At 35.1% G+C, this 21,256-nt stretch carries 27 protein-coding genes; 5 read left to right on the top strand and 22 right to left on the bottom strand.

Annotated features, from left to right (window positions below; all coding sequences use genetic code 11):
- Positions 1-249: 249 nt before the first annotated feature.
- From AC3OCB_RS06620 to AC3OCB_RS06540, 17 genes are read right to left on the bottom strand one after another with little or no spacing between them, the layout of a single operon-like run.
- The gene (locus AC3OCB_RS06620) at positions 250-669 is read right to left on the bottom strand and encodes an HAD family hydrolase (RefSeq protein ID WP_498341543.1); all 420 of its coding nucleotides are present in this window, start codon (positions 667-669) and stop codon (positions 250-252) included.
- Positions 666-1,751 (bottom strand): zinc-binding dehydrogenase, encoded by a 1,086-nt coding sequence (locus AC3OCB_RS06615; protein WP_498341541.1) that lies wholly within the window; start codon positions 1,749-1,751, stop codon positions 666-668. Before AC3OCB_RS06615 ends, AC3OCB_RS06620 begins: the two co-directional genes overlap by 4 nt.
- Positions 1,752-1,783: 32 nt before the next feature.
- Entirely contained in the window at positions 1,784-2,770 is a 987-nt protein-coding gene (locus AC3OCB_RS06610; protein ID WP_498341540.1) for an MraY family glycosyltransferase, read from the bottom strand.
- Entirely contained in the window at positions 2,767-3,756 is a 990-nt protein-coding gene (gene gds / locus AC3OCB_RS06605; protein WP_498341539.1) for a geranylgeranyl diphosphate synthase, read from the bottom strand. The genes AC3OCB_RS06610 and gds overlap by 4 nt, the downstream gene beginning before the upstream one ends.
- On the bottom strand, positions 3,753-4,862 hold the full coding sequence (gene fni / locus AC3OCB_RS06600) for a type 2 isopentenyl-diphosphate Delta-isomerase (protein ID WP_498341538.1): 1,110 nt from the start codon (positions 4,860-4,862) through the stop codon (positions 3,753-3,755). Before fni ends, gds begins: the two co-directional genes overlap by 4 nt.
- Positions 4,840-5,517: a hypothetical protein gene (locus tag AC3OCB_RS06595; protein ID WP_498341537.1), complete on the bottom strand. Its 678-nt coding sequence runs from the start codon at positions 5,515-5,517 to the stop codon at positions 4,840-4,842. The genes fni and AC3OCB_RS06595 overlap by 23 nt, the downstream gene beginning before the upstream one ends.
- The gene (gene amrB / locus AC3OCB_RS06590; RefSeq protein ID WP_498341536.1) at positions 5,510-6,364 is read right to left on the bottom strand and encodes an AmmeMemoRadiSam system protein B; all 855 of its coding nucleotides are present in this window, start codon (positions 6,362-6,364) and stop codon (positions 5,510-5,512) included. The genes AC3OCB_RS06595 and amrB overlap by 8 nt, the downstream gene beginning before the upstream one ends.
- Positions 6,361-7,038 carry a 30S ribosomal protein S2 gene (gene rpsB, locus AC3OCB_RS06585; RefSeq protein ID WP_498341535.1) on the bottom strand — a complete coding sequence of 226 codons (678 nt, stop codon included), beginning with the start codon at positions 7,036-7,038 and terminating at the stop codon, positions 6,361-6,363. Before rpsB ends, amrB begins: the two co-directional genes overlap by 4 nt.
- Positions 7,039-7,049: 11 nt before the next feature.
- A complete protein-coding gene (locus tag AC3OCB_RS06580) occupies positions 7,050-7,250 on the bottom strand; it encodes a DNA-directed RNA polymerase subunit N (protein ID WP_498341533.1) in 201 nt (66 codons plus the stop codon).
- A 5-nt stretch (positions 7,251-7,255) separates the two neighbouring features.
- Positions 7,256-7,669, bottom strand: a complete 414-nt coding sequence (locus AC3OCB_RS06575; protein WP_498341532.1) for a 30S ribosomal protein S9 — start codon at positions 7,667-7,669, stop codon at positions 7,256-7,258.
- Positions 7,666-8,106, bottom strand: a complete 441-nt coding sequence (locus AC3OCB_RS06570; protein ID WP_498341531.1) for a 50S ribosomal protein L13 — start codon at positions 8,104-8,106, stop codon at positions 7,666-7,668. The genes AC3OCB_RS06575 and AC3OCB_RS06570 overlap by 4 nt, the downstream gene beginning before the upstream one ends.
- Positions 8,103-8,459 (bottom strand): 50S ribosomal protein L18e, encoded by a 357-nt coding sequence (locus AC3OCB_RS06565; RefSeq protein ID WP_498341530.1) that lies wholly within the window; start codon positions 8,457-8,459, stop codon positions 8,103-8,105. Before AC3OCB_RS06565 ends, AC3OCB_RS06570 begins: the two co-directional genes overlap by 4 nt.
- A gap of 1 nt (position 8,460) precedes the next feature.
- On the bottom strand, positions 8,461-9,252 hold the full coding sequence (locus AC3OCB_RS06560) for a DNA-directed RNA polymerase subunit D (RefSeq protein WP_498341529.1): 792 nt from the start codon (positions 9,250-9,252) through the stop codon (positions 8,461-8,463).
- 6 nt (positions 9,253-9,258) lie between these two features.
- A complete protein-coding gene (locus AC3OCB_RS06555; protein ID WP_498341527.1) occupies positions 9,259-9,657 on the bottom strand; it encodes a 30S ribosomal protein S11 in 399 nt (132 codons plus the stop codon).
- Positions 9,647-10,174 carry a 30S ribosomal protein S4 gene (locus AC3OCB_RS06550; protein ID WP_498341525.1) on the bottom strand — a complete coding sequence of 176 codons (528 nt, stop codon included), beginning with the start codon at positions 10,172-10,174 and terminating at the stop codon, positions 9,647-9,649. Before AC3OCB_RS06550 ends, AC3OCB_RS06555 begins: the two co-directional genes overlap by 11 nt.
- A 5-nt stretch (positions 10,175-10,179) precedes the next feature.
- Positions 10,180-10,713 carry a 30S ribosomal protein S13 gene (locus AC3OCB_RS06545; RefSeq protein ID WP_498341523.1) on the bottom strand — a complete coding sequence of 178 codons (534 nt, stop codon included), beginning with the start codon at positions 10,711-10,713 and terminating at the stop codon, positions 10,180-10,182.
- Between the two features lie 26 nt (positions 10,714-10,739).
- Positions 10,740-12,008 carry an AIR synthase-related protein gene (locus AC3OCB_RS06540; protein ID WP_498341522.1) on the bottom strand — a complete coding sequence of 423 codons (1,269 nt, stop codon included), beginning with the start codon at positions 12,006-12,008 and terminating at the stop codon, positions 10,740-10,742.
- Positions 12,009-12,034: 26 nt separating this feature from the next.
- On the opposite strand from AC3OCB_RS06540, the gene AC3OCB_RS06535 reads away from it, so the two are divergent.
- From AC3OCB_RS06535 to dnaG, 4 genes are read left to right on the top strand one after another with little or no spacing between them, the layout of a single operon-like run.
- Positions 12,035-12,439 (top strand): secondary thiamine-phosphate synthase enzyme YjbQ, encoded by a 405-nt coding sequence (locus tag AC3OCB_RS06535; protein WP_498341521.1) that lies wholly within the window; start codon positions 12,035-12,037, stop codon positions 12,437-12,439.
- Between the two features lie 41 nt (positions 12,440-12,480).
- Entirely contained in the window at positions 12,481-12,798 is a 318-nt protein-coding gene (locus AC3OCB_RS06530) for a hypothetical protein (protein ID WP_498341520.1), read from the top strand.
- Between the two features lie 43 nt (positions 12,799-12,841).
- Positions 12,842-13,921, top strand: a complete 1,080-nt coding sequence (locus AC3OCB_RS06525) for a tyrosine--tRNA ligase (RefSeq protein WP_498341519.1) — start codon at positions 12,842-12,844, stop codon at positions 13,919-13,921.
- 7 nt (positions 13,922-13,928) lie between these two features.
- Positions 13,929-15,194: a DNA primase DnaG gene (gene dnaG, locus AC3OCB_RS06520; protein WP_498341551.1), complete on the top strand. Its 1,266-nt coding sequence runs from the start codon at positions 13,929-13,931 to the stop codon at positions 15,192-15,194.
- Here dnaG and AC3OCB_RS06515 read toward each other — a convergent pair.
- Positions 15,184-17,532, bottom strand: a complete 2,349-nt coding sequence (locus AC3OCB_RS06515; protein WP_498341518.1) for a DNA-directed DNA polymerase — start codon at positions 17,530-17,532, stop codon at positions 15,184-15,186. The genes dnaG and AC3OCB_RS06515 overlap by 11 nt on opposite strands.
- Positions 17,533-17,567: 35 nt before the next feature.
- Positions 17,568-18,026: a ribosomal protein S18-alanine N-acetyltransferase gene (gene rimI / locus AC3OCB_RS06510; protein ID WP_498341517.1), complete on the bottom strand. Its 459-nt coding sequence runs from the start codon at positions 18,024-18,026 to the stop codon at positions 17,568-17,570.
- A 24-nt stretch (positions 18,027-18,050) separates the two neighbouring features.
- On the opposite strand from rimI, the gene AC3OCB_RS06505 reads away from it, so the two are divergent.
- Positions 18,051-19,079 carry an mRNA surveillance protein pelota gene (locus tag AC3OCB_RS06505; protein ID WP_498341516.1) on the top strand — a complete coding sequence of 343 codons (1,029 nt, stop codon included), beginning with the start codon at positions 18,051-18,053 and terminating at the stop codon, positions 19,077-19,079.
- Here AC3OCB_RS06505 and AC3OCB_RS06500 read toward each other — a convergent pair.
- From AC3OCB_RS06500 to AC3OCB_RS06490, 3 genes are read right to left on the bottom strand one after another with little or no spacing between them, the layout of a single operon-like run.
- Complete coding sequence (locus AC3OCB_RS06500) at positions 19,056-20,066, bottom strand: radical SAM protein (RefSeq protein ID WP_498341550.1); 1,011 nt, start codon at positions 20,064-20,066, stop codon at positions 19,056-19,058. The two genes, AC3OCB_RS06505 and AC3OCB_RS06500, sit on opposite strands and share 24 nt — an antisense overlap.
- Positions 20,053-20,577: a DUF1122 family protein gene (locus AC3OCB_RS06495; protein ID WP_498341515.1), complete on the bottom strand. Its 525-nt coding sequence runs from the start codon at positions 20,575-20,577 to the stop codon at positions 20,053-20,055. The genes AC3OCB_RS06500 and AC3OCB_RS06495 overlap by 14 nt, the downstream gene beginning before the upstream one ends.
- Entirely contained in the window at positions 20,564-21,226 is a 663-nt protein-coding gene (locus AC3OCB_RS06490; protein WP_498341514.1) for a nucleotidyltransferase domain-containing protein, read from the bottom strand. The genes AC3OCB_RS06495 and AC3OCB_RS06490 overlap by 14 nt, the downstream gene beginning before the upstream one ends.
- Positions 21,227-21,256 lie beyond the last annotated feature (30 nt).

Raw genomic sequence — 21,256 nt, 5'->3', positions numbered from 1 at the left:
GAGACCCCCCACCCTTCCCGACCAATTAATAAATCCTCATTTAGGCTAATTAGTTTAACTCCTCTAATATTTCACATAAAGAATTCACTATCTTAACACCCACACTTCTTACTCTTTCCTCATTTATTGGCACCTCAGATTTTACTAGATAGATCTTACCTAACTTAGCATTCTTAAAAGCTACTACATCAACTTCTGTGTCTCCAATACCTATAGAAGATTGAGGATCTAAATTAAGTCCATTGAGAGCTAGAACAACTCCTTCCGGATCCGGCTTACATTCTTAACCTCATCACCGGTTACTAAGAGATCTGGAAATATTTGTATAGTATCAAGTACTTCTCTAGCAGAAATAGAGTTTGAGGATGTAACTATGGCTATTTTATATCCTTTCTCTTTTGCTTTATCTATTATTTCCTTTGCACACTCAGTTCTCTTCGCTTTTCCTTTTACAAGTTCTATATAAACCTGATTTTTGACATCCATTAACTCCTTCCATTTATCATTGGCTAAAATCCTTGCTATTTCAGCTGTTTTTCTGCCTAAAAGTGTCTCAATTTTTACTTCACTTTTTATGCCAAGTTTGTTTAATGCGGCTTCCCATGCTTCCTTATGGATAAAAGCTGTATTAGCTAAAGTGCCATCTAAATCAAAAATAATTCCCTTCAAGGTATTATCAAGCTTCTTATTGCTTCTCCTTCCTCTAATAATTTTACTGCCTCGTTAATTTCTTCTAGTTTAAATCTGCCAGTAACTAGCTTACTTGGATCATATTTACCAGTCTTAACCAATTCTAATAATCTCGGCATATCAACTCTTGGTCTTCCACCATAATTTCCTATTATAGTTATTCCATTTCTTACAACCATTGCTATCCTTAATGGGATTTGGGCAGATACTGGAGGTAAACCAATAAGAACTACTCTACCGCCAATCCTAACTGATTCTATAGCCATTTGAATAGTATCTTGTGTCCCACCAGCTTCTATTACAACGTCTGGACCTCCACCAGTCATTTCCTTCAAAGCCTTTACAGGATCGGTTTCTTTTGTGTTTATTACGTCAGTAGCTCCAAATTCCATTGCCTTTTCCAACTTCCACTTTTTAGTACCTAAAGCTATTATTCTTCCAGCTCCACTTGCTTTTAAGAGTTGAATAACAGAGAGTCCTACTCCACCAACACCTACTACAGCAACAGTTTCACCAGGCTCAATCTTCGCAGAATCAACAGCACCATAACCGGTAATACCAGCACATCCTAAAACTGCTACTTTCTCTAAATTAGTGTCTTGTGGAACGACAGTTAAGGCATTTTCATGTACAACAGCATACTCCGCAAATCCTCCACCAAGAAAAGTCCTAACTGGAGTGCCATCCTTTAACCTAAGTCTCGTAGTTCCATCAAACATAGTTCCTTTTAATCTAACGGAAGAGAACGTTTCGCATAGATTTTCATGACCAGAAATACAGTTCCTGCATTTACCGCAAGGATGGATAAATGCTGAAATTACTTTATCACCTGGTTTTACTCTCGTAACTCCGGGACCTACTTTTTTCACTATCCCAGATATTTCATGGCCAGCAACCACTGGTGGAGGAACCGGGGTTGCTCCAACAAATACATTAACATCTGAATGGCACATCCCAGTTGCAGTTACTTGTACCATTACTTCGTTTTCCTTAGGGTCATCTATCTCAACATCTTCTATTTTTAATGGTTCTTTATAGTTAAAGAGAACTGCAGCACGCATTAATATCTAATTGTTTAAAAAGTATAAAAAACTTATATCCTAATAACAACTTCTTGGAAGATAATAGCTAATATTGCAAATATTATTTCAATTCCCCACAAAATAGCTACTACTTGGTATTCTTTGAACTTTCCTAATTTCATAACAATATGTGTTAGAGAGTTTGGTTTATCATCCCAATATAGGTAACCCTCTGGCGACACTTTACCAAAAGAGACTCCTTTGAATTTAGTCCTAGCTTTCAACACGAACTCTATTACATAAGGTATATAAAGAAAGAAGAGAGCAGTGTACATATAACCAGCTATACCTATAGAACCTATAACAGAACCAATAAAGTAGGTACCTATATTACCCAGAAAGATTTTTGCGGGGTACTTATTAAACAACAAGAAAGAGAAAAGAACAAAAGCTAATATTAAAGCCAAGATACCAGCATAGAAGGAAGGCCCATTTGATCTCAACCCTATGTAGGCTAGGGTTGAAGCCATGATTATGCCCATACCAGTTCCCAAACCATTAAGTCCCTCAAGCATGTTAAATGCATTAGCAGTAATTGTTAGAGCAGCAGGTAATATTAATATGTAAAATAACAATCCGAAATTTACAATACCGAAGAATGGAATTGAAATTGCGGAATGACCAGAACTATACAATATAAGAGGAACTGAAGCAAAAATTGGTGTAAAAGCTCTTACTGCTTGCCTTAGATTTAACACGTCATCAAGAATACCTAAGTAACCTATTAAAAGCGATGAAAGAAGTACGGATACAACAACCTTTTCTATCTCTTCTTTACCCGGGCTTAAATCCGTGAGAAGAAGATAAGAAAAAGAACCTGCTACGAATCCAGCTACTATACTAACTCCTCCCAATACTGGAATTTCAGGTTTATCGGGTTTATTGACATCTTTACCAACAAAACCTCTAGCTCTAGAAATTTTTATTATCCATACTGTGACTATATAGGTAGTTAAGTACCCTATTAACGCTGAAACAATAATATCAGCAGGATTCATTTTCTCCTTTTTACCGTAAACTCCGCCAGATATTTTAAAGCCTTTCCAGCCTCATCATTCTTCCAGCTGATTGACTGAAGGGCTTCTAAAGCTTTATTCCTATACTGATCAGCTAAATCATACGCATATTCTAAAGAGTATTTCTTTATTATTTCAGCACAAGTAGACAGTTCTTCCTTAGTAGCGTTTCTGTTACCTAACGTTTTATCCATTATTTTCTTTTCTTCGTCATTAGCTTCTTTAAAAGCCTTTATAACCAAAATTGTCTTTTTCCCTTCTCTTATATCACTAAATAATGGTTTACCTAATTCTTTTTCATCAGCTGTTAATCCCAGAATATCGTCAATGATCTGGAATGAGATACCAAGGTTAAGTCCATACTGTGACAATGCTTCTACATCTTTTTCATTCCCTCCAGCTATCAAACCACCCAAAGACGCTGAAGTTGAAAATAACATCGCTGTCTTTCTCATTATCATGTCAAGATACTCCTTTTCACTTACATATTTTCTATCCTCGAATTGCATGTCTAACGCTTGACCTTCAGAAACAACAATTATGGAATTGGTAAAAATAGAAAAAGCCTTTGTTATTCTCTCACTAGGTGTACCCTTAAAAGCATCGTTTAACAACTGAAAGGCTTTAGCGTGAAGTAGATCACCTGCAAGAATAGCCATAGGTATTCCCCATTTGACGTGTACAGTTGGCATTCCTCTCCTTGTCGTATCTTGATCCATTATATCATCATGAATAAGGGTAAAAGTATGAAGAACTTCTACTGCAGCACCAGCTAAATAAGCTCTATCTCTTTCCCCTCCTAAAAGATCTGAGGACGCAACTAAGATTAATGGTCTTAATCTCTTTCCTCCTGCACTAAATAAGTAATAAGAAGCATCGTATAAGTCCTTTATATTACCTTTTATATACTCTTCTATCTTTTTGTTTACGTTAGCAACTATTTCGTTAAAGTAATTCTCAAAACTCATGTTCTTCTCTTTCTAACATTATCATAATAAGATAAATTTATCCCTCTAGAATCTAGCCAGTTCCTTAACTCTTTGTTTATAACTATTGGTGTCTTTTTCAAGCTTTTTAAATCCTTATTCCCACTCAAGAACATAGCGACCTTTAGTTCAAAAATAACCTTGTTTAGGAACTCTATTAGAGCTTCTTTCCCCTTGACTGCTGCTTTTAATGCAGGTAAAGCAAATCCTCCAATATCTGCACCTAATGCTATGGCCCTAGCTACGTCCAAACCGTTCCTTATCCCTCCACTTCCAATAATTGTACTTTCTGGTGCAGAGTTTCTTACTTCTACTATTGAAGCGGCTGTAGGAATTCCCCAGTCAGCGAATAGTTTGGCACTTTCTGCTTTCCAATTATTCCGCCTAATTCCCCTAAACATTTCCACAGCAACCCAACTTGTACCGCCAACACCAGAAGTGTCGAAATGTTTTATTCCGTTCTCATAAAATGTCTTGGCTACTTCCATTGATAGTCCTGATCCGCTTTCTTTAATTATTACCGGAACTCTAATAGATTTAGCTATATCAATAAGCTTATAGAGAATATCAATAGAATAATTGGGTTCTCCTTCTGGTTGAAAAACTTCTTGCGAAGAATTGAAATGAATTGCTATAGCATCTGCTTCAATCATTTGAATTGCTTCCTCAACTTGCTTTAAATCATAACCTTTAACAAACTGAGGGGCTCCAAGGTTAGCAATTAACGGTACACTAGGCGCTTTCTTTCTTGTTATTGCAAAGGTTTCTCTAGTTTCTTTCCTTTCTATAGCTATTCTCTGGCTCCCAACACCCATACCTAGTCCTAACTCCTCAACAGCCTCAGCAAGAGTCTCATTTATCCTACCTAATTCTGGTAACCCGCCTGTCATACCAGTTATTATTACTGGAGCTGACATCTTCTTTCCTAGAAAATTAGTTGATGTATCTACATCAGAGAGGGAGAAACCCGGAAGAGACTGGTGAACAAGCTTTACGTCATCAATCAAAGTGCTTCCAATTTCTACATCTTCATAAAGACATATTTCAACGTGCTCTATTTTCCTGTTAGTTATTGAAATTACCTTCACCCCTTAATTCAATAACACTTGCATTATTTAAATCCCAAATTACTTTCCAATCTAATCTTGTAGGTGACGGAATAGAATACAAGGAAAACCATAAGCCATTTTCGACCCTTATGAGGTTTAAATCGCTCGTTTCTGCAAATTCAACAGGTAGTATGCCGAGAAGATGAACTAAGGAATTATCGATATAAGTAAAAGAGGATAGATCAATTGGATAACTATATATTAATTCAACCTTAAATTTTCTAGGATTTACCGTTACTGGGTCTTCTCCATCTCTATATAAAATATCTTTATTTAATAGAAGGGCCTTTCTTAAACCTCTTATCAACTCAGAATTGTATAGCGAGTCATCTATCATTTCAAGTACATTATTCATCTCTTCATCAGATATTGGAAGTTTGCATTTTTCTATTGATTTTTTAAAATAGAGATAAGAAAGATATACATATTTTGAGGAAAAAGGAATTTTGCCCTTAAGGTTAATATTTACATTACATGAGAAACCAGTAGCCTCTCTAAAATTATCAAAAAACTCATTAGGTAATTCTGGGGGCTCTTCAACTATCTGAGAGTTTGTGTTATAAAAAGATATTAGGATAGGGTTATTTACGCCTTTTAGCGGAATACCAAAAATCGGTATAGGTAGACTAATCACCGAACCTCACTGAAAGATAACCCACTACAGAACTCTTATCTCCAGATGTATCTCCGGATGTTGCATGTTTTAACACATAAGGTCTTTTATTAAACTTCCTTGCCAAAATAAGAACTGTCATTATAGGACCGAATCCACATACAGTAACATCTTTTTCCTCAACTACATTAAACAAGCCCTTGTAGTCTAACTGAGTGATTTTATCAATTACCATGTTATCCTTTTCAATTGTCTTATCATGAGGTTCGTAGTGGTTCAAATCACTACTAGCAATAACAACTATGTCCTTATCTGAATATTTCTTCATAACCCGATATATACCTTCGGCAATAAATTCTGATATCTCTGGTGTTTGCATCATGATTACAATAGGTACAATCTTAATTTTTGAATCAAAGAAATATTGAAGAAATGGCACTTGGACTTCAACCGAATGCTCATACAAATGAGCCCTCTCATCAATATCAATAACTTCAGATTCTCTAACTAGATCCATTGCAATTTGCTCGTCAATTTCAACTTCCCCTAACGGGGTTTTCCATTTCCCTTTTGGCCAAATAGAAACGTAAGAACCTAAACCAGTATGGTTAGGGCCTAAAATAATTACAGTATCTGGAGTACCTTCAGAAGCTAAGTAATAATAAGCATGAGCAGCTACCGGCCCACTATACATATAACCAGCATGAGGGACAATAAAGAAAAGGTTATCACGTTTTACTTTTTGTGAAGGTACTTGAGGAATCTTACCAGGTCCGAGAGGATGTAAAAAAGACTCTTCAATTTGTTTTTTTAATTTATCTGCTTCACCTTCATAAAAGGCACCTGCCACAGCAGGTAATCTTATCATTCTACAAGCCTCGTTTCGAAGTCCTCAACTCTCTGTGGTATCTCCCCTTCTGGTGCTATCTCTCTTCTTTCTCTCAATATTTGTCTAGCTAATACCCAATAAAGTAATGCTAGAGATTTTCTTCCCTTATTATTAGCTGGAATAACTAAGTCAACAAAATCAACCTTAGCATCAGTATCTGAAAAAGCAACTACTGGGATACCAGTCTCTGATGCCTCTTTTATTGCTTGTAAATCGGTTCTAGGATCTGTAACTACAAGAACTTCTGGCTCAATATGTGTAGGTAAGTACGGATTAGTTAATATCCCTGGAGGAAATCTTCCTACAATCGATCTTCCCCTTACAACTTCTGCAAACTTTGAAACTGGTGTATAAGCATAAGGTCTGGAAGTTACAGTTACTATGTTTTCTGGCGTAAAGCGTGCTAAGAATTTCGCAGCTATTCTTAACCTCTCATCTATTTTTCTTACGTCTAATACATAAAGTCCTTCTGGTCTAACTCTATACACGAATTTTTCCATATATTTTGTGCATGTATGGGTACCTATATGAACACCAGCAGAGAGATAAGTATCTAGCGGTACTAATAACTCAATTACTGCACCTTTCTCTGACTTTTGTAACTCTGCTTTTTCCTCTTCACTTAATTGACCTTCTTTTTCCTTTTCACTCATAACCTAACACCTCAAATTGGTCTAGTATAATGAACTACCTCCTTTATAATATCCACATGAGATAAAAGCATTCTCCTACAACAATACCTTTTAACACCCAAATCATCTAAAACTTTACCAGGGTCTTCACCGGCTGAAACCCTACTAACAAAGGGTTCCCATTTATCACCAATGAGAGAACCACATGTAAAGCATCTAACGGGGATAAGCATCTATGTCACCTATAGGCTTTTTGTCTCCATCTTCTTGCACTGTATCTCATCCACTTCTCCGATTCGGTCTGTCTTGGGTCTCCAGCTAACATAGTTCTGTCATACACTTTGTAGATTTCAATTAATTCACTGCTACCAGTAAACTTTACTAGTGCTCTTGCCAAAGCCATTCTCGCAGCATCAGCTTGACCCATAATTCCTCCCCCTTCTATATAGATTTTCGCATCTATAGAAGATGCAATCTTCTCTCCAGCTAACAGCAATGGTTCCATTATTTTCATTCTTAGCATTTCCTCTGGTATTATCTCTAAAGGAGTATCGTTTACAAATACTCTTCCTTTACCAGCTGTTAAGTAGCACCTAGCTCTTGCCATCTTTCTTCTAGCGTGAGTGATTATTACTTGGGACTGCTGGCTCATTGAGTCATACCTCCTAATACTTTCGATAATTCACCAACAGTTATATATTTACCTTTCAATCTTTTCACATCAGCATCTTCAAATCTAATCATTTGCTTATCTTTATATTCTTCCGGAACTCCAATGTATACTATTAAATTCTTAAGCATTGTTTGCCTAGATTTAATTTTTGGCAACATTCCTCTAACAGTCCTTTTTACTATATTTATAGGATTCCTTGGTCTTTTTATAGTATTCTTCTCAGGATTTTGAAACTTTCTCACGCCAAAAACTAATTGATAGCCTTGAACAACTCTACTTCTTGGACCACTTATAACCGCTTTCTCTGAATTGACAACCACTACTTTCTTACCTTGTATTAGTAACTTAGCAATGTGAGTTGCCATTCTTCCTAGAATTTGATTTTCAGCATTTACAATAACTAATTGTTCGCTCATTCTCTCATCAACCTCACATTCTTAAAATCTTTAATTTCTTCAAGTGCTTTATAAAGGCTCATAACTTTACCTCCACTTTTTTCTATTTTTTCCTTTGCAGACTTAGAAAATGAGAAGGCTGCAACAGTAACAGGATGGTCTAAATTACCAACACCTAATACTTTCCCAGGAACAATTACAACCTCATTTTGCTTAGTATACTTATTTATTTTATAAAGATTAATATAAGAACGTTTTCTGCTTGGCTTTTGAAGTTCTTCAGCTACTCTCTTCCAAATTAGTTTCTCTTGCTTATTTAATGATTCTATAAGTTTTCTAACCATAATATTTGTACTACCTGTTCTTGCGACCATCTTATATTCCCTCTACCAGTTTTTCTAATTGATCAAGTTTACGTAATAAACTTTTCCCAGCCTCTATTAAAATTCTGTCTGGGTTTAAAACACCAACTGATTCGATTTCCAAAATATACTTATTAGGAACGGAGGAAATAAAAATATTATCACAGTACCTTAAACACTCTTCACAAAGAGTACAGGCCATTTCATTCTTTACTACAACTTTGCCTCCTTCTAGAGAGAATACCTTTTCTGGGCATACTTCTACGGCTTTCTCGCAATTTCCATTTACTTCTACATGAGGATAATATCTTACTACTGCAACACTAACAGGACTGTATTTAATATGCTCCTTTCCATAACCTAACCTCAACCTAGCTTCAAGTGTAACTTTTTGCTTAGGCCCTAGCAAAACTATTGGTATATTTCCAGATACTGGGACAATTGAAGGATCATCAGATTTTAGGTCCTTCGAATAAACCATTAATGTCTCTCCTTCCTTTGCCTCTACATCTAAATACACTCTATTATAACACCCTTCGCAGTTTTCTTTACAATCTACACACTCCTCTGGAGGCCTATAATGACCTAGAGCCTCTTCGCTAGAGAAAGGTATCATTGCAAGTCTATGAGCAAGCATCTCATCATAAAGAGGGCTATTATTCTCTATAAAATAGACCTCATCTACAGCCATAACTGGAGTATATAAAATACAAGCCCTTCTTATTGTGTTTATAAATTCTAACGGATATCCCTCAGTTACTATACTTAAAGAATTACCTTGCCTATTAAGTAAAGAAAGAGGCATAGTGATTCAGACTCTTCTTCCTCTTCTACCTCCAGGTCTTCTAATGCTATCATGAGGTATAGGGGTCACATCCTCAATTCTTCCTATTATAAACCCTGCTCTAGCTAACGCTCTAATTGCTGGCTGCGCCCCTGGACCAGGAGTTTTAGAACCATATCCACCTTGTGCTCTAACTTTAATGTGAATTGCAGAAATTCCTTTTTCAAATGCGTCATTGGCAGCTTTATTAGCTGCTAGCATTGCAGCATAAGGAGAAGGTTTTTCTCTATCCGCTTTTACTACCATTCCACCAGATGCTCTTGATATGATTTCTGCACCAGTTATATCTGTTATTGAAATTAGAGTGTTATTCTGAGATGCATATATTCTAGCTAATCCCCATCTAATTTCACGTCTACTGGACATTTTCCTCACCTTGTTGTGTTGGAGGAGTTTGTTTGAATGTTGAAGTTGGGTAATAGTCTATTAAATCTTCCTCCTCTTTTAACACAATATACCCTGGAGAAGTAACTCTCTTACCTCCGATAGCTATGTGGCCATGTGTTATTAGTTGTCTTGCTTGGTAAATGCTCCTTGCTAATCCTTTCTTAAATACAATTGTTTGTAATCTTCTCTCTAAATAACTTTCTTCGGTAAGACCTAAAATATCATCTAAAGAAGCGCTCTCTTTTTCTATAATTCCAAATCTATATAATTTTTGAATTAATTGTTTTTCTCTAGTTGACCTTTCAGCTGGTGGTAAAGCTAATAATGATCTAGCTTGATGCCTAAAGTTCCTTATTATTGTCTCTGCCAACCATATTTCCTTCTTGTTTCTTAGTCCGTATTTTCCTATTAATACTTGTTCCTTATCTAGATTTAATTTTATCCAGGGATGACCTGGGCCCTCCCATTTCCTTCTACTTTTCTTAGGATCTCCCATTTATATCACCCTTGTTTCTTTTCACCGCCACCTGAAGGAGCTGGTGCTGAAGGAGCTTTCTGTTGGGCAGCTGCTTGAGGCTGAACACCTTTAGCTCTTCTTACACCAACAGTACCTCCAGTTCTACCTGTTGTTTTAGTTCTCTGCCCTCTTACTTTTAGACCTAAAGAGTGCCTGACACCCCTCCAGCTCCTAATCTTCTTTTCTCTTTCTATATCATTCCTTACATAGAAAATAAGATCAGAAGTCACTAAATGCACATCCAAGCCAGAATCATAATCTTTTCTTCTGTTAAACATCCATGAAGGAATTTCTGGGATTTTCTTATCCGTTAAATAGTTCTCTATCTTTTTGATTTCTTCATCACTAAGTTCGCCAAAACGCTTGTCTTTGTCTATTCCAAGTTTGAATGTTATTGCTCTAGCTGTATTATAACCTATGCCCTTTACCATAGAAAGGGCATAAGGCACTTTCATAGTACCATCTACATCTTGCCCGAAAAGCCTAACAATATATTTGAACTGCTGTTGCTGAGACATTAAATATCAACTGATACTCCTAATACTTAACTCCCTTTTAAAGTTTTCAATACTTTTTCTTTCTTGGCCTTAGCTAGTTCAGCTGCAATTTTGAGTTGATTCTCTAACGTGGATTCAGAGTAAGGAGAGTAATTGCCTATTACTTGTTTAATTGGGGTATATGGAGACTCTCTGAACATGGGCTTCAATGAATTTCCGTTTTCATCAATTATAGGATATCCTTGATATCCAAGTACCTGGCCTACTATTTCTGCTTTTATTCCCCTTAATACAAGTTTCTCCTTTACTCTCTCTGGGTTAGAAGTAAATATTAAAATAGAATCTATAGATATTCCAAAAGGATCTATCTTTAAACTTTCTAACATGTTAAGGACTTTCTGATTAATTAAAGATAAAAATTTCGATTTATCTATCCTAAAAGTCAGCTGATTTTCAGCTATTTCTAACGCAGATGATCTTATACCACCATTAGTGACATCTGTTACTGATGAAACCTCATCAGAAAGCTCTTGTGCTATAATTTTGCAAGTTAACAAGTCCTTGATGCTCAAAGTTTCATTAACTATATCGTAATATTGATTATATATTGCAGTAGTGGTTATAGTACCTCCACCACTACCTTCTGTCATGACAATATATTGCCCTTCACTTACATTACCTCTTGAAAAGTACTTCCCCTTGAGAAGACCAATTGCACCTATTCCTCCGCTTATCCTTTCTCCTATAACCATATCTCCTCCAATTCTTAAAGTACTCCCAGCAAGTATTGGTATGTTTAAAGCATTTGTTATTGTTGAAACGCCAGCTTCGAAATCAAATAACATACCTACGTCACTATCATCTGAAAGATGAATATCAACTATTACCCCAACTGGTTCTGCACCTTTTACCATAATATCTCTTAAGGCTGCTTTAGTTGCATGAAACCCTGCTAAAAATGGAAAGTATGATAAACGCGAATGAATACCGTCAATAGCAGCTACTATACCTTGATTTATTCTTGCATCCTCATAGCTTTGTAACCCTGCTATTTCTAGGATCTTATTATGTATTATGTGGTCTCCAATTCCTCTGGAACCTAGTCCCGCCTCTCCAGCCTTTATATTTGATCTTGGATATTCTAAAATATCTCCTTTAGCATTTATTGAATTAGAAACTTCTTTAATAATCGCCTCTATAACTTTTTCCTTTAAAGGGTAATCCTTTCCTTTGTAGAACTCGATTTCCTCCAAAAGCTTACGTTTAATCTCATCTTTATTCGGATAAAGTTTTCGAGCAATTCCTTCTAAATCCATATATTCAAGTATAACAATAATAGCTTATGAAAATAGTTACAAAGGAATTTGCAGTAAAAACAAGAAACAAATTCGATAGTATAGATGTAACGGACTTAGTTGCAGAAGCAGTTCAAGGCATAAAAGAAGGAGTAACGCATGTTATAGTAAAACATACTACTTGTGCAGTAATTATAAATGAGGCTGAAAGTGGTTTAATGAAAGATTATCTAAGCTGGGCAAAGAAATTAGTCCCACCAGAGGGTGAATTTGAACATAATCTTATAGATAATAACGGACATGCACATATAATTTCGGCAATAATAGGAAATTCTAGAATAGTCCCGATCACAGAAGGTAAATTAGATCTAGGAACTTGGCAAAGAGTTATTTTATTAGAGTTTGACGGACCTAGAACAAGGACTTTATTAGTAAAGAGTATGGGAGAATAATAGCTTTTTTACCACTTTTTATTAAATTACTGTGATATTATATGCCACCTGGATTCTTCTCTAGTTTGGATAAGCTACAGTATTGTGATTCCTCTGAATGCATAGAAAGGGTTGTTAATGAATATCTTTATTCACTCATTAAAGAGAAGGAGAGTCAAACTAATATGAAGTTGTTAAATGATGAAGATTCTATAAATGAAAATGATTTCGTTAATTACTACAAATTTAGTGAAAAACTGATTGAAAAAGTGATTGAAAATGATATTGATTTAGATGAAATAATTAATGACCTTGAAGATAAACTTGGTAAGACTCATCCTATTGTAGTTCTTTTAAAGCAGTTTCTAATTGAGGAATAGAATTTTTTATTACCTTTACCTTTCTTAATTTGGGGATACTTACTTGAATGTGGAGGACAAGCTTAAAATTATATCTAGAAATACTGCAGAAATCGTAACAACAGAAGAATTAAAGAAGAAACTTGAAGAAAACCAAAAACTTAAAGGGTATATAGGTTTTGAGCCAAGTGGTCTATTTCACATAGGTTGGCTCATATGGGCTCAAAAACTCAAGGATCTGGTAGACGCTGGAGTAGATATGTCAGTATTAGTAGCGACTTGGCATGCATGGATAAATGACAAACTAGGTGGAGATTTAGAAAAGATAAAATTAGCTGGCAATTATGCAATTGAAGTTTTAAGAGCCTATGGCGTTGATATGGACAAAGTAAAAATAGTATATGCAGAAGATCTTGTCAAAGATAGTAACTATTGGGCATTAGTGATTAGAATAGCCAAGAATACGAGCCTGGCTAGGATGAAGAGAGCATTAACAATTATGGGAAGAAAAGCAGAAGAAGCAGAGTTAGATACATCAAAACTAATTTATCCCGCAATGCAAGTTGCTGACATTATTTATCAAGATTTAGATATTGCTTTAGGAGGAACTGATCAAAGAAAAGCTCATATGTTAGCTAGGGACGTTGCTGATAAACTTGGAAAGAAGAAAGTAATTGCAATACACACACCACTTTTAATTGAATTGCAAGGAGGTCAAAGAATGGAAGGAGTTGAAGAAGACGAATACATGGCAAATGTTAAGATGAGTAAATCAAAACCGGAGACTGCTATCTTCGTTCACGATAAGCCAGAAGTTGTAGAAGCTAAATTAAGAAGTGCATACTGTCCAAAGGGAGTAGTCGTAGATAATCCAGTACTTCAAATTGCTAAATATTTAATATTCTCAAGAGATGGTGCGACGCTTAAGATAGAAAGAGATATCAAATTTGGTGGAGACATAGAATTTAAATCGTATGAAGAACTAGAAAAAGTTTACTCTGAAGGAAAATTACATCCATTAGACTTAAAGCTTTCGACAGCAAGAAAATTAAATGAAATATTAGAACCAATAAGGAAAAGATTAGAAAGTAAACCCGAGTTTATGCTTCTCGTGGAGGATCTTGAAAAGGGAATTACAAGGTGAAAAAATAATGAAATATAATATAGTACTTAAATTCGAAGTTGAAGGAATAGTGGATAAGCCTGATGTTATAGGCGCAATTTTTGGTCAAACCGAAAACTTATTTGGAGACGAATTTGACCTAAGAGAACTCCAAGATAAAGGAAGATTAGGACGAATATATGTAAATGTTAACACTAATAAAAATAAAACTGAAGGAGAAATAATTATACCATCAAATCTAGATAAAATAGAGACGGCTCTAATAGCAGCTATGGTTGAGAACGTAGATAAAGTAGGACCTTATAATGCAAGATTTAAGCTAATCTCCATACAAGATATAAGAGATGAAAAGATAAAGAAGATTATCGATAGAGCAAAGGAAATCTTAGGAAGCTGGACAAAAGAGAAGACATTAGATATTAAAGAGGTAATTTACGAAATCTCTTCAGCTGTTAAAACTGGCGAAATAATTGAATATGGACCGGATAGACTACCTGCAGGTCCAGATGTTGATAAAGATCCAGAGCTTATAATAGTAGAAGGAAGAGCTGATGTAATAAATTTACTAAAGTATGGATATAGAAATGTAATTGCAGTAGAAGGGGCTACTGGAAAAATACCTCAGACAATAATTGACCTTGCAAAACAAAAGAAAACTGTAATAGCTTTCTTAGATGGAGACCATGGAGGAGATCTAATACTTAAAGAATTATTAGCCTCAAATGTTAAGATTGATTACGTAGCTAGAGCTCCAACTGGAAAAGAAGTAGAGGAACTCACTGGAAAAGAGATTAATAAAGCGTTAGCAAATATGATGACAGTTCCACAGTATCTAAAGAAACAACAAGAAGCTCAACAGGCACTGAAGGAAGCATTAGCACCAGAGAGTCAACCACCAGTTACGGTTCAAAAACAATTACAGCTAGAAGAGCAACAACCATCTCCACAGCCTACTCAACAACAAGTGCAAGTCAAAGAGATTGAAATTAAAATTCCGCAAAACATAATAGAAGAAGTAAAGAAGTTACCAGGGACTCTGGAAGGAATTATATACGATCAAAATTGGAACCCCATAGAGAGGGTTCAAGTGAGAGATATTGTACAAAAATTGGAAAACTTAGGAGATAACTCTAACATTAGTTACATAATATTCGATGGAGTAATAACACAAAGACTACTTGATTTAGCTTCTGCTAAAAATATAAAAGCATTAATAGGGGCAAGAATTGGAGGAATAACGAAGAGACCTAAAAACGTAGAAATATTAACTTTAAGTGATATTTTCACTTCTTGAAGAAACTTAGAATATCAACCCCTCCTGTTTTAAGTGAGCTTTCTTTTACTCCAAATCCTTCCAATATTCTCATTGCTACTGGTATTATTTGTCTTTCAACGTAATACTCTACATCTATTCTGTTTTTCTCTTTTACCATAAAGTAAGGCTCTGCTCGGTCTGAAACTTTGCCGGATCCCTTTACAATTACATAGCCTATCTTAACACCCTTAGAAATTAAATAACCAGCTTTTGCTGCCTTTCTCGCTGCAACAACATGGGGCGCAGTAACATCATATTCCTCCAAGTTCTTATCAATAGATTTCCAAATTATTAAATCTTCTATTCTGAAATTATATCTTCTTAAATCAAAGATCACGGATTTAACATATTTTATAGCATCATCCACTTTACCGGATTTTAATATAAGATCTATTACTTGTGTCTGAACTTGTTTTGCCAGATCACACCAATCTCCTCTAACAGCTTCGAAACCAACTATATCTATTTTTCCATCTTCTGTTAATCCAGCATAGCGTTTTTTATTCTCTGTGAAGAATACTCTCTTGTACACTTTATCTATTTTAATCTCCAGACTGAATTTTGTTGAGATTTCATTAATTAGTGAATTTACATCTCCTTTACCTTTAACAAAAATTGAGTCGGTATCGCCATAAACAACTGTAAAACCTTTTTCTTTAGCTAAGTTAGCTGCCTCAGAAATTATACTCCTTCCCCATGAGGTTACTGCCTCAGCACTTTCTTTGCTATACCATCTGGCGCCAACCCAACCCATATATCCATAAAATGCATTAGCCATAACTTTTAACGCTCTTTGTCTAGCATCAAGTATTCTCTTCTCGTATTCATCAGTACTTTTTTCCATTTTTCTTTTTACTTCTTTTCTTTCTTCCACTAACTTTTGCAACACATTCTTATACAAGCCAGCTGGCTCTTTTCTGAATTTATAACCAATTGGAGAAACCCAACAATCCTCACACTCTCCTTTTACCAAGGTATCAGGGCCTATGTTATATTTTATCATAATTGAAGGATACATTGACGAGAAATCTAAAACATAAACATCCTCATGAATCCCAGGCAATGGAGAAATTACAAGCCCTCCTTCATAACTTTCATATTCCCTTTCTTCCTTATTTGGAATTAATTCATTATATCTGTAAGCTTCTCTCATTAAAAGCCATTCAACTCTATGCCCTACACTAGCCATAGAAAGTTGATCCAATGGTAAACCGCTTATCTTAGTCAATTCCATTCCAAATGGTACAAACACTTCGGCTAAGAGATAAGCCGACTTTGCGTCGTCAAGATTATATTTGAGCAGAGTATCGCGTTTTTTCTCATCGTCCCAATAATTTGGTATATCATACCATTCAATTAAAGTTCTTTTTTCCTTTGGCAAAACGCCTAAATAATCAGCAACATTTTCTAAAGTTTTTACTTTTATTTCTTGAATTGATTGAGCAAAACCGTATAAGTCAACATTTAATCTACCAGTAACAGAAAAATGACCATAAACACCTTGAGAAGGTTCACTGTTGAATCTTCTGCCCACGTCAATTTTTATTCCTCTAATATTGGCTCTCTCTAATAGATATGGCCAATCAAAATTATTTGTATTGTAACCTACAATGATATCTGGGTCGTATTCTTGGACAAAACTTACAAATTCTCTTAGAACTTTTAAATCATCGTTCTTATCAGCCAGGAACTGCTTGACTCCCTCTTTTGTCCAGATTCCGATAATAATTATAGGATCTCTTCTAGGATTGGGAGAACCATATTTATTATACACCTCAATATCAAATGCTAAAGTCTTCAATTCTGGTTCTCTATCCTCATAAATCCTATTTATTTTCTTTAGTTCGTAAACTTTCTTTACTCTAAAACCATTTTCTTTTATCTCTTCTACCTCTGCCTCAATCCAATAAAAGGGTTTTACACCGTTATCTATTGAATACCTCATGTAAAAACGAATATCAGCTTCAAGAACATTTTTAACGCCTTTTACTTTAGCTATATCGTCACGATATACTCTCACATAAGCAGGAATTATTGTCTCAATCCTTAATACTTTAACCGGGGCTCCAAAGTATCTTTTATCTTCAATTAATTTAACATCTGTGATGGGGGAATACGATTTACTAAGTTTAAGTATCTCCTTCTTTACTTCTTCGACATTAGCACTTTCATCTAATAATGCGTAAAAGTATGGACGGAAATCTTTTTCTAGTAGAACAACCCTCTCATTATTTTTGTTAACTGCCCAAATATAAATAACTGGCTTATTGTCAACTACATCATATGAAAAGTCAAGGATGAAGAAATTATCTATCATAAATAATTAGTATAAACAATGAGATATATTTTTAATCACTCAAAACTCTTTCCATTTAAAAAGCTTTTTACCATTATAAATGCATGCTTGCCTCTGCCATAATAGTTTTTTTGAAACTTAACTACTACATAGCCCTGCTTATTATAAAATGCTATTGCAGGGACGTTTTTGTAATTCACCTCAAGATAGGAATAAGTACAATTAAATGCCTTAAACCTGCTTTCAAGGTCTTTGAGCAATAAACTTCCTACCCCCTTATCTCTGTAATCTCTTTTGACCGCAATGGAAACAACATGACCTCTGTAACCATATTGTATTATGCCTAAAGCATAACCAAGAATCTCATTTCCTTCCTTTGCTACTATAAACAGCTCTCTAGCTAGGTAGTAATAGGCTTTAAGCAAAGAATAAGAATACGGTTCACTAAAGCTTTCAAGCTCTATTTCATAGACTTTTTGAAGGTCTCCTTCATCCACGTTAGTTATAATTATCACAATCTATCGATATTATTATGTATCATGAAGATTTTAGAATTTGATGATAAGAAAGGAATAATGAAATTACATATCGAGAATGAGGACGATTTATGGGTGTTACACCTTATTCTTAAAAAGGGAGATAAGGTAATAGCTAAAACTACAAGAGATGTGAGTTTGGGGAAGGAAAGTAGAAGAGTTCCTATGATTGTAGAATTACAAGTAGAGAAAACGGAATTTCAACCATTTACTAGTAGATTAAGAATACATGGCCTAATATTAGACGCACCAGAGAGATTTGGTATAAAAGGAGCCCATCATACAATTAACCTTGATATAGGGGATGAAATAGCAATAGAAAAAACCCATTGGGGAAAGTTTGAAATGGACAAAATAAAAAGGCAGACTGAAAAATATATGAAATTACTAATAGTGCTAGTTGACTTTGATGAATACCTTATCGCTCTTCCCATGGGCCAGGGGATAAAAATTCTATCTGAAAAATCGTTAAGACCTCCTAATAAAGAAGAGGAAGGAATAATAGAAGAAAATGCTAAAGAAGTAGCTAAGGAGGTCATGAGCTACGTAGAGACTTTGGGAGTTGAAGCGATACTTTTAGCAGGACCTGGACCTTTTAAGGAGATTGTTTCCAAATATGTAAAAAATGTGAAAACTTACGTAGATAGCGTGTCGTCAGCTACAAGAACTGGATTGAATGAAATCCTTCGAAGGGACATAGTTGACCAAATTAACAGAGATTACGAAATATCTCAAGAGACCAAGATAATGGAAAAAATAATGGAGAATTTAGCTAAAAACACTGGGTTGGTAGCTTATGGAAAAGAAGAGGTTAAGAAATCTGCAGAATACGGTGCTATTGATACTCTACTTGTGATAGAAGATCTAGTTTCTTCTGAGGATGAGGAGGAAAGATTAGAAATAGATCGTATAATGGAAGATGTAGAGAATAAGAATGGAAGAGTGCTCATAGTCCCTAAAGACTCACCAATATATTTTGAAGTTAAAAATCTTACTGGGTTGGTAGCGTTACTTAGATTTAGAATACAATAACTTTTCAGAAACTCTAAGCCTTCTTGCGTCAGGGTGTTCTTCCACTAACCAGATCTCATCAGCATTTATCATATTTATATACTGGGGGGAGATACTCCATAAATCACCATCTTTTTCTCCGTAATCAGTTAAATCACCATTACTTTTTACTAGGGCTCTAATAATTGTACCTTCTCCAGAATAATCCTCATAAGGCTTACCAGAGAATTTTATAATTCTTAGAAACCTTGTTCTTGTCTCAACTACGTCCTTATAAACAGAACTGCAGTAATGAAGAGCAATTTGAGAGTGTTCGAATTTCTTTAAGATAGAAAGGGCAGAATTAAAACTACCATTGACTCCAGCTACACCGTGATCAATTCTAAATCCACGTGCATTTAGAAGCTGGTAATTCCTTTCAGTAAGTTCAAGTTCGTTTAAATTAACAAATTTCACACCTTTCTCTATAGCCCATTTGATTAATTTCTCTTCATACTCCTCTTCGCCAGGTATAGAAGGAATTTCTAGACCTACATCAAAATCAAATTTCAATGCCTTTTCTACTGCTTTAAGGTATTCTTCTTTAACTGGGTGAAACCTAATCTCGTCAAGACCTACACTTTTAAGTTCATTTAGAACGTCATTGGTAACATATTTTCCACTAGTGTAAAGATGAACATGAAATTCACTTCCAAACTCGTCTTTTAAGAGTCTAATAAGTTGAGTAACTCTATCAATAGCTAAAATGGGATCTCCTCCGGTTATTCCGGCACCCAATGCGTTCATTCTATACGCTTCATAAATATAATCAAACAAAGAAGAGACTAAACTTTCATTAGCATACATGACATCCTTACCAAACCTTTCATAACTCACGGGACAATAATAACATGAATCCCCACATTCCCCAGTGATATAAACAACGAGTTTCCCACCCAATCTACAAAGCTCACAACCTTTAGGCAAAAAGTGATTATACAAGCCAATATCTGGATTACCCTTGAGCAAGTTTATTCTCAATAAACTTTCTCACATAGTCCTTTTTAACTTCATCTAATAACTTTCTTAGCTGTCTTTTTTCTTCTTCTTTATTTAGAGGTTTGTTAGCTTGAATTTTTGGGGCTCCCTCGTTTCCTCCTTCGGGGTAATACCAATCTTTGAACCATGTGAAACCAGCCTTCAGCATCGAAAAACCTAAAGGAGTGTCAGCTGGATGAAAACCCCTATAAAGCATTTCCCTAGTTTCTTTGTCTTTTAAGTATGTAACAAACAGTTTAGACCCTGGAGGTAGGAAATAATAGATAAATAAAAAGAATTGATCCTCAATGCCTTCATCTCTTAACCAAGGGGAATAGTCTATTTCTAGCCAGGGGGAATAATAGCCTCTACCAGAAAAGTAAAATGAAATACCTACTTCTTTCCCATTGACATATAGCCTAAATCTTTTCAGCTCTTTTATGTGAGTATCTTGCACATCCTTACTTTCTATTATAACGTTACTAATTTTACCGTTCAGCATTGATTACCCTCCTAAAAAACTTGTTATTTTTACTTAAATTTCTAATAGCATACTCAAAGCTTTCATCATTATCAAGCTCATATTTTATAAATACTCCAGTATGTCCCCTTTCTTCCCTTTTTTCTAATAATCTCTCTCTTTCTAAAATGGTATCATGAGAAATTTTTAGCAATTTTACAGCATAATCTTCATTTCCATGCAGGGGTAACTGTAAGTGCCCGTTTTCAGTAGGAATAATGATTTCAAGATCTTTATTAACTCCCGGAACTCTTTTATTTTCTATTAACTTATCTAGCGATATTAATCCCCCAAAATTATAAAATTCTATCTCTTTTCTTCTTAACTTAGCTAAAGGAAAGGAAATTACTTCTTTTTCTTCTGGGTCCAGAGATATATATGCTTTAGGAGTAGAGGAAGGAGTTGCTTGAACTATGAACCTATGATGAAAAGGTAAAAGCTCAAGTTTCAACAAGTCTGGATTAAAGACTATAACGTCTATATCACTATCTTTTTTGACATCACCTCTAGCTACTGAACCATATACGTGTCCCTCTATTCCTATTTCTCTTAGTCTAGTAAGAGTTTCTATTGCCGTTTGCCTCTTCTCTCTTAGTAATTCCCAATGTTCTCTAGTATATACTATTTCCATAACCATTTAATAGTACAAAATACTGCTTAT

Source organism: Sulfurisphaera sp. (assembly GCF_059755235.1).
Note: the sequence above shows the minus strand (reverse complement) of the source record. Positions and strands in the feature narration are given on the sequence as shown.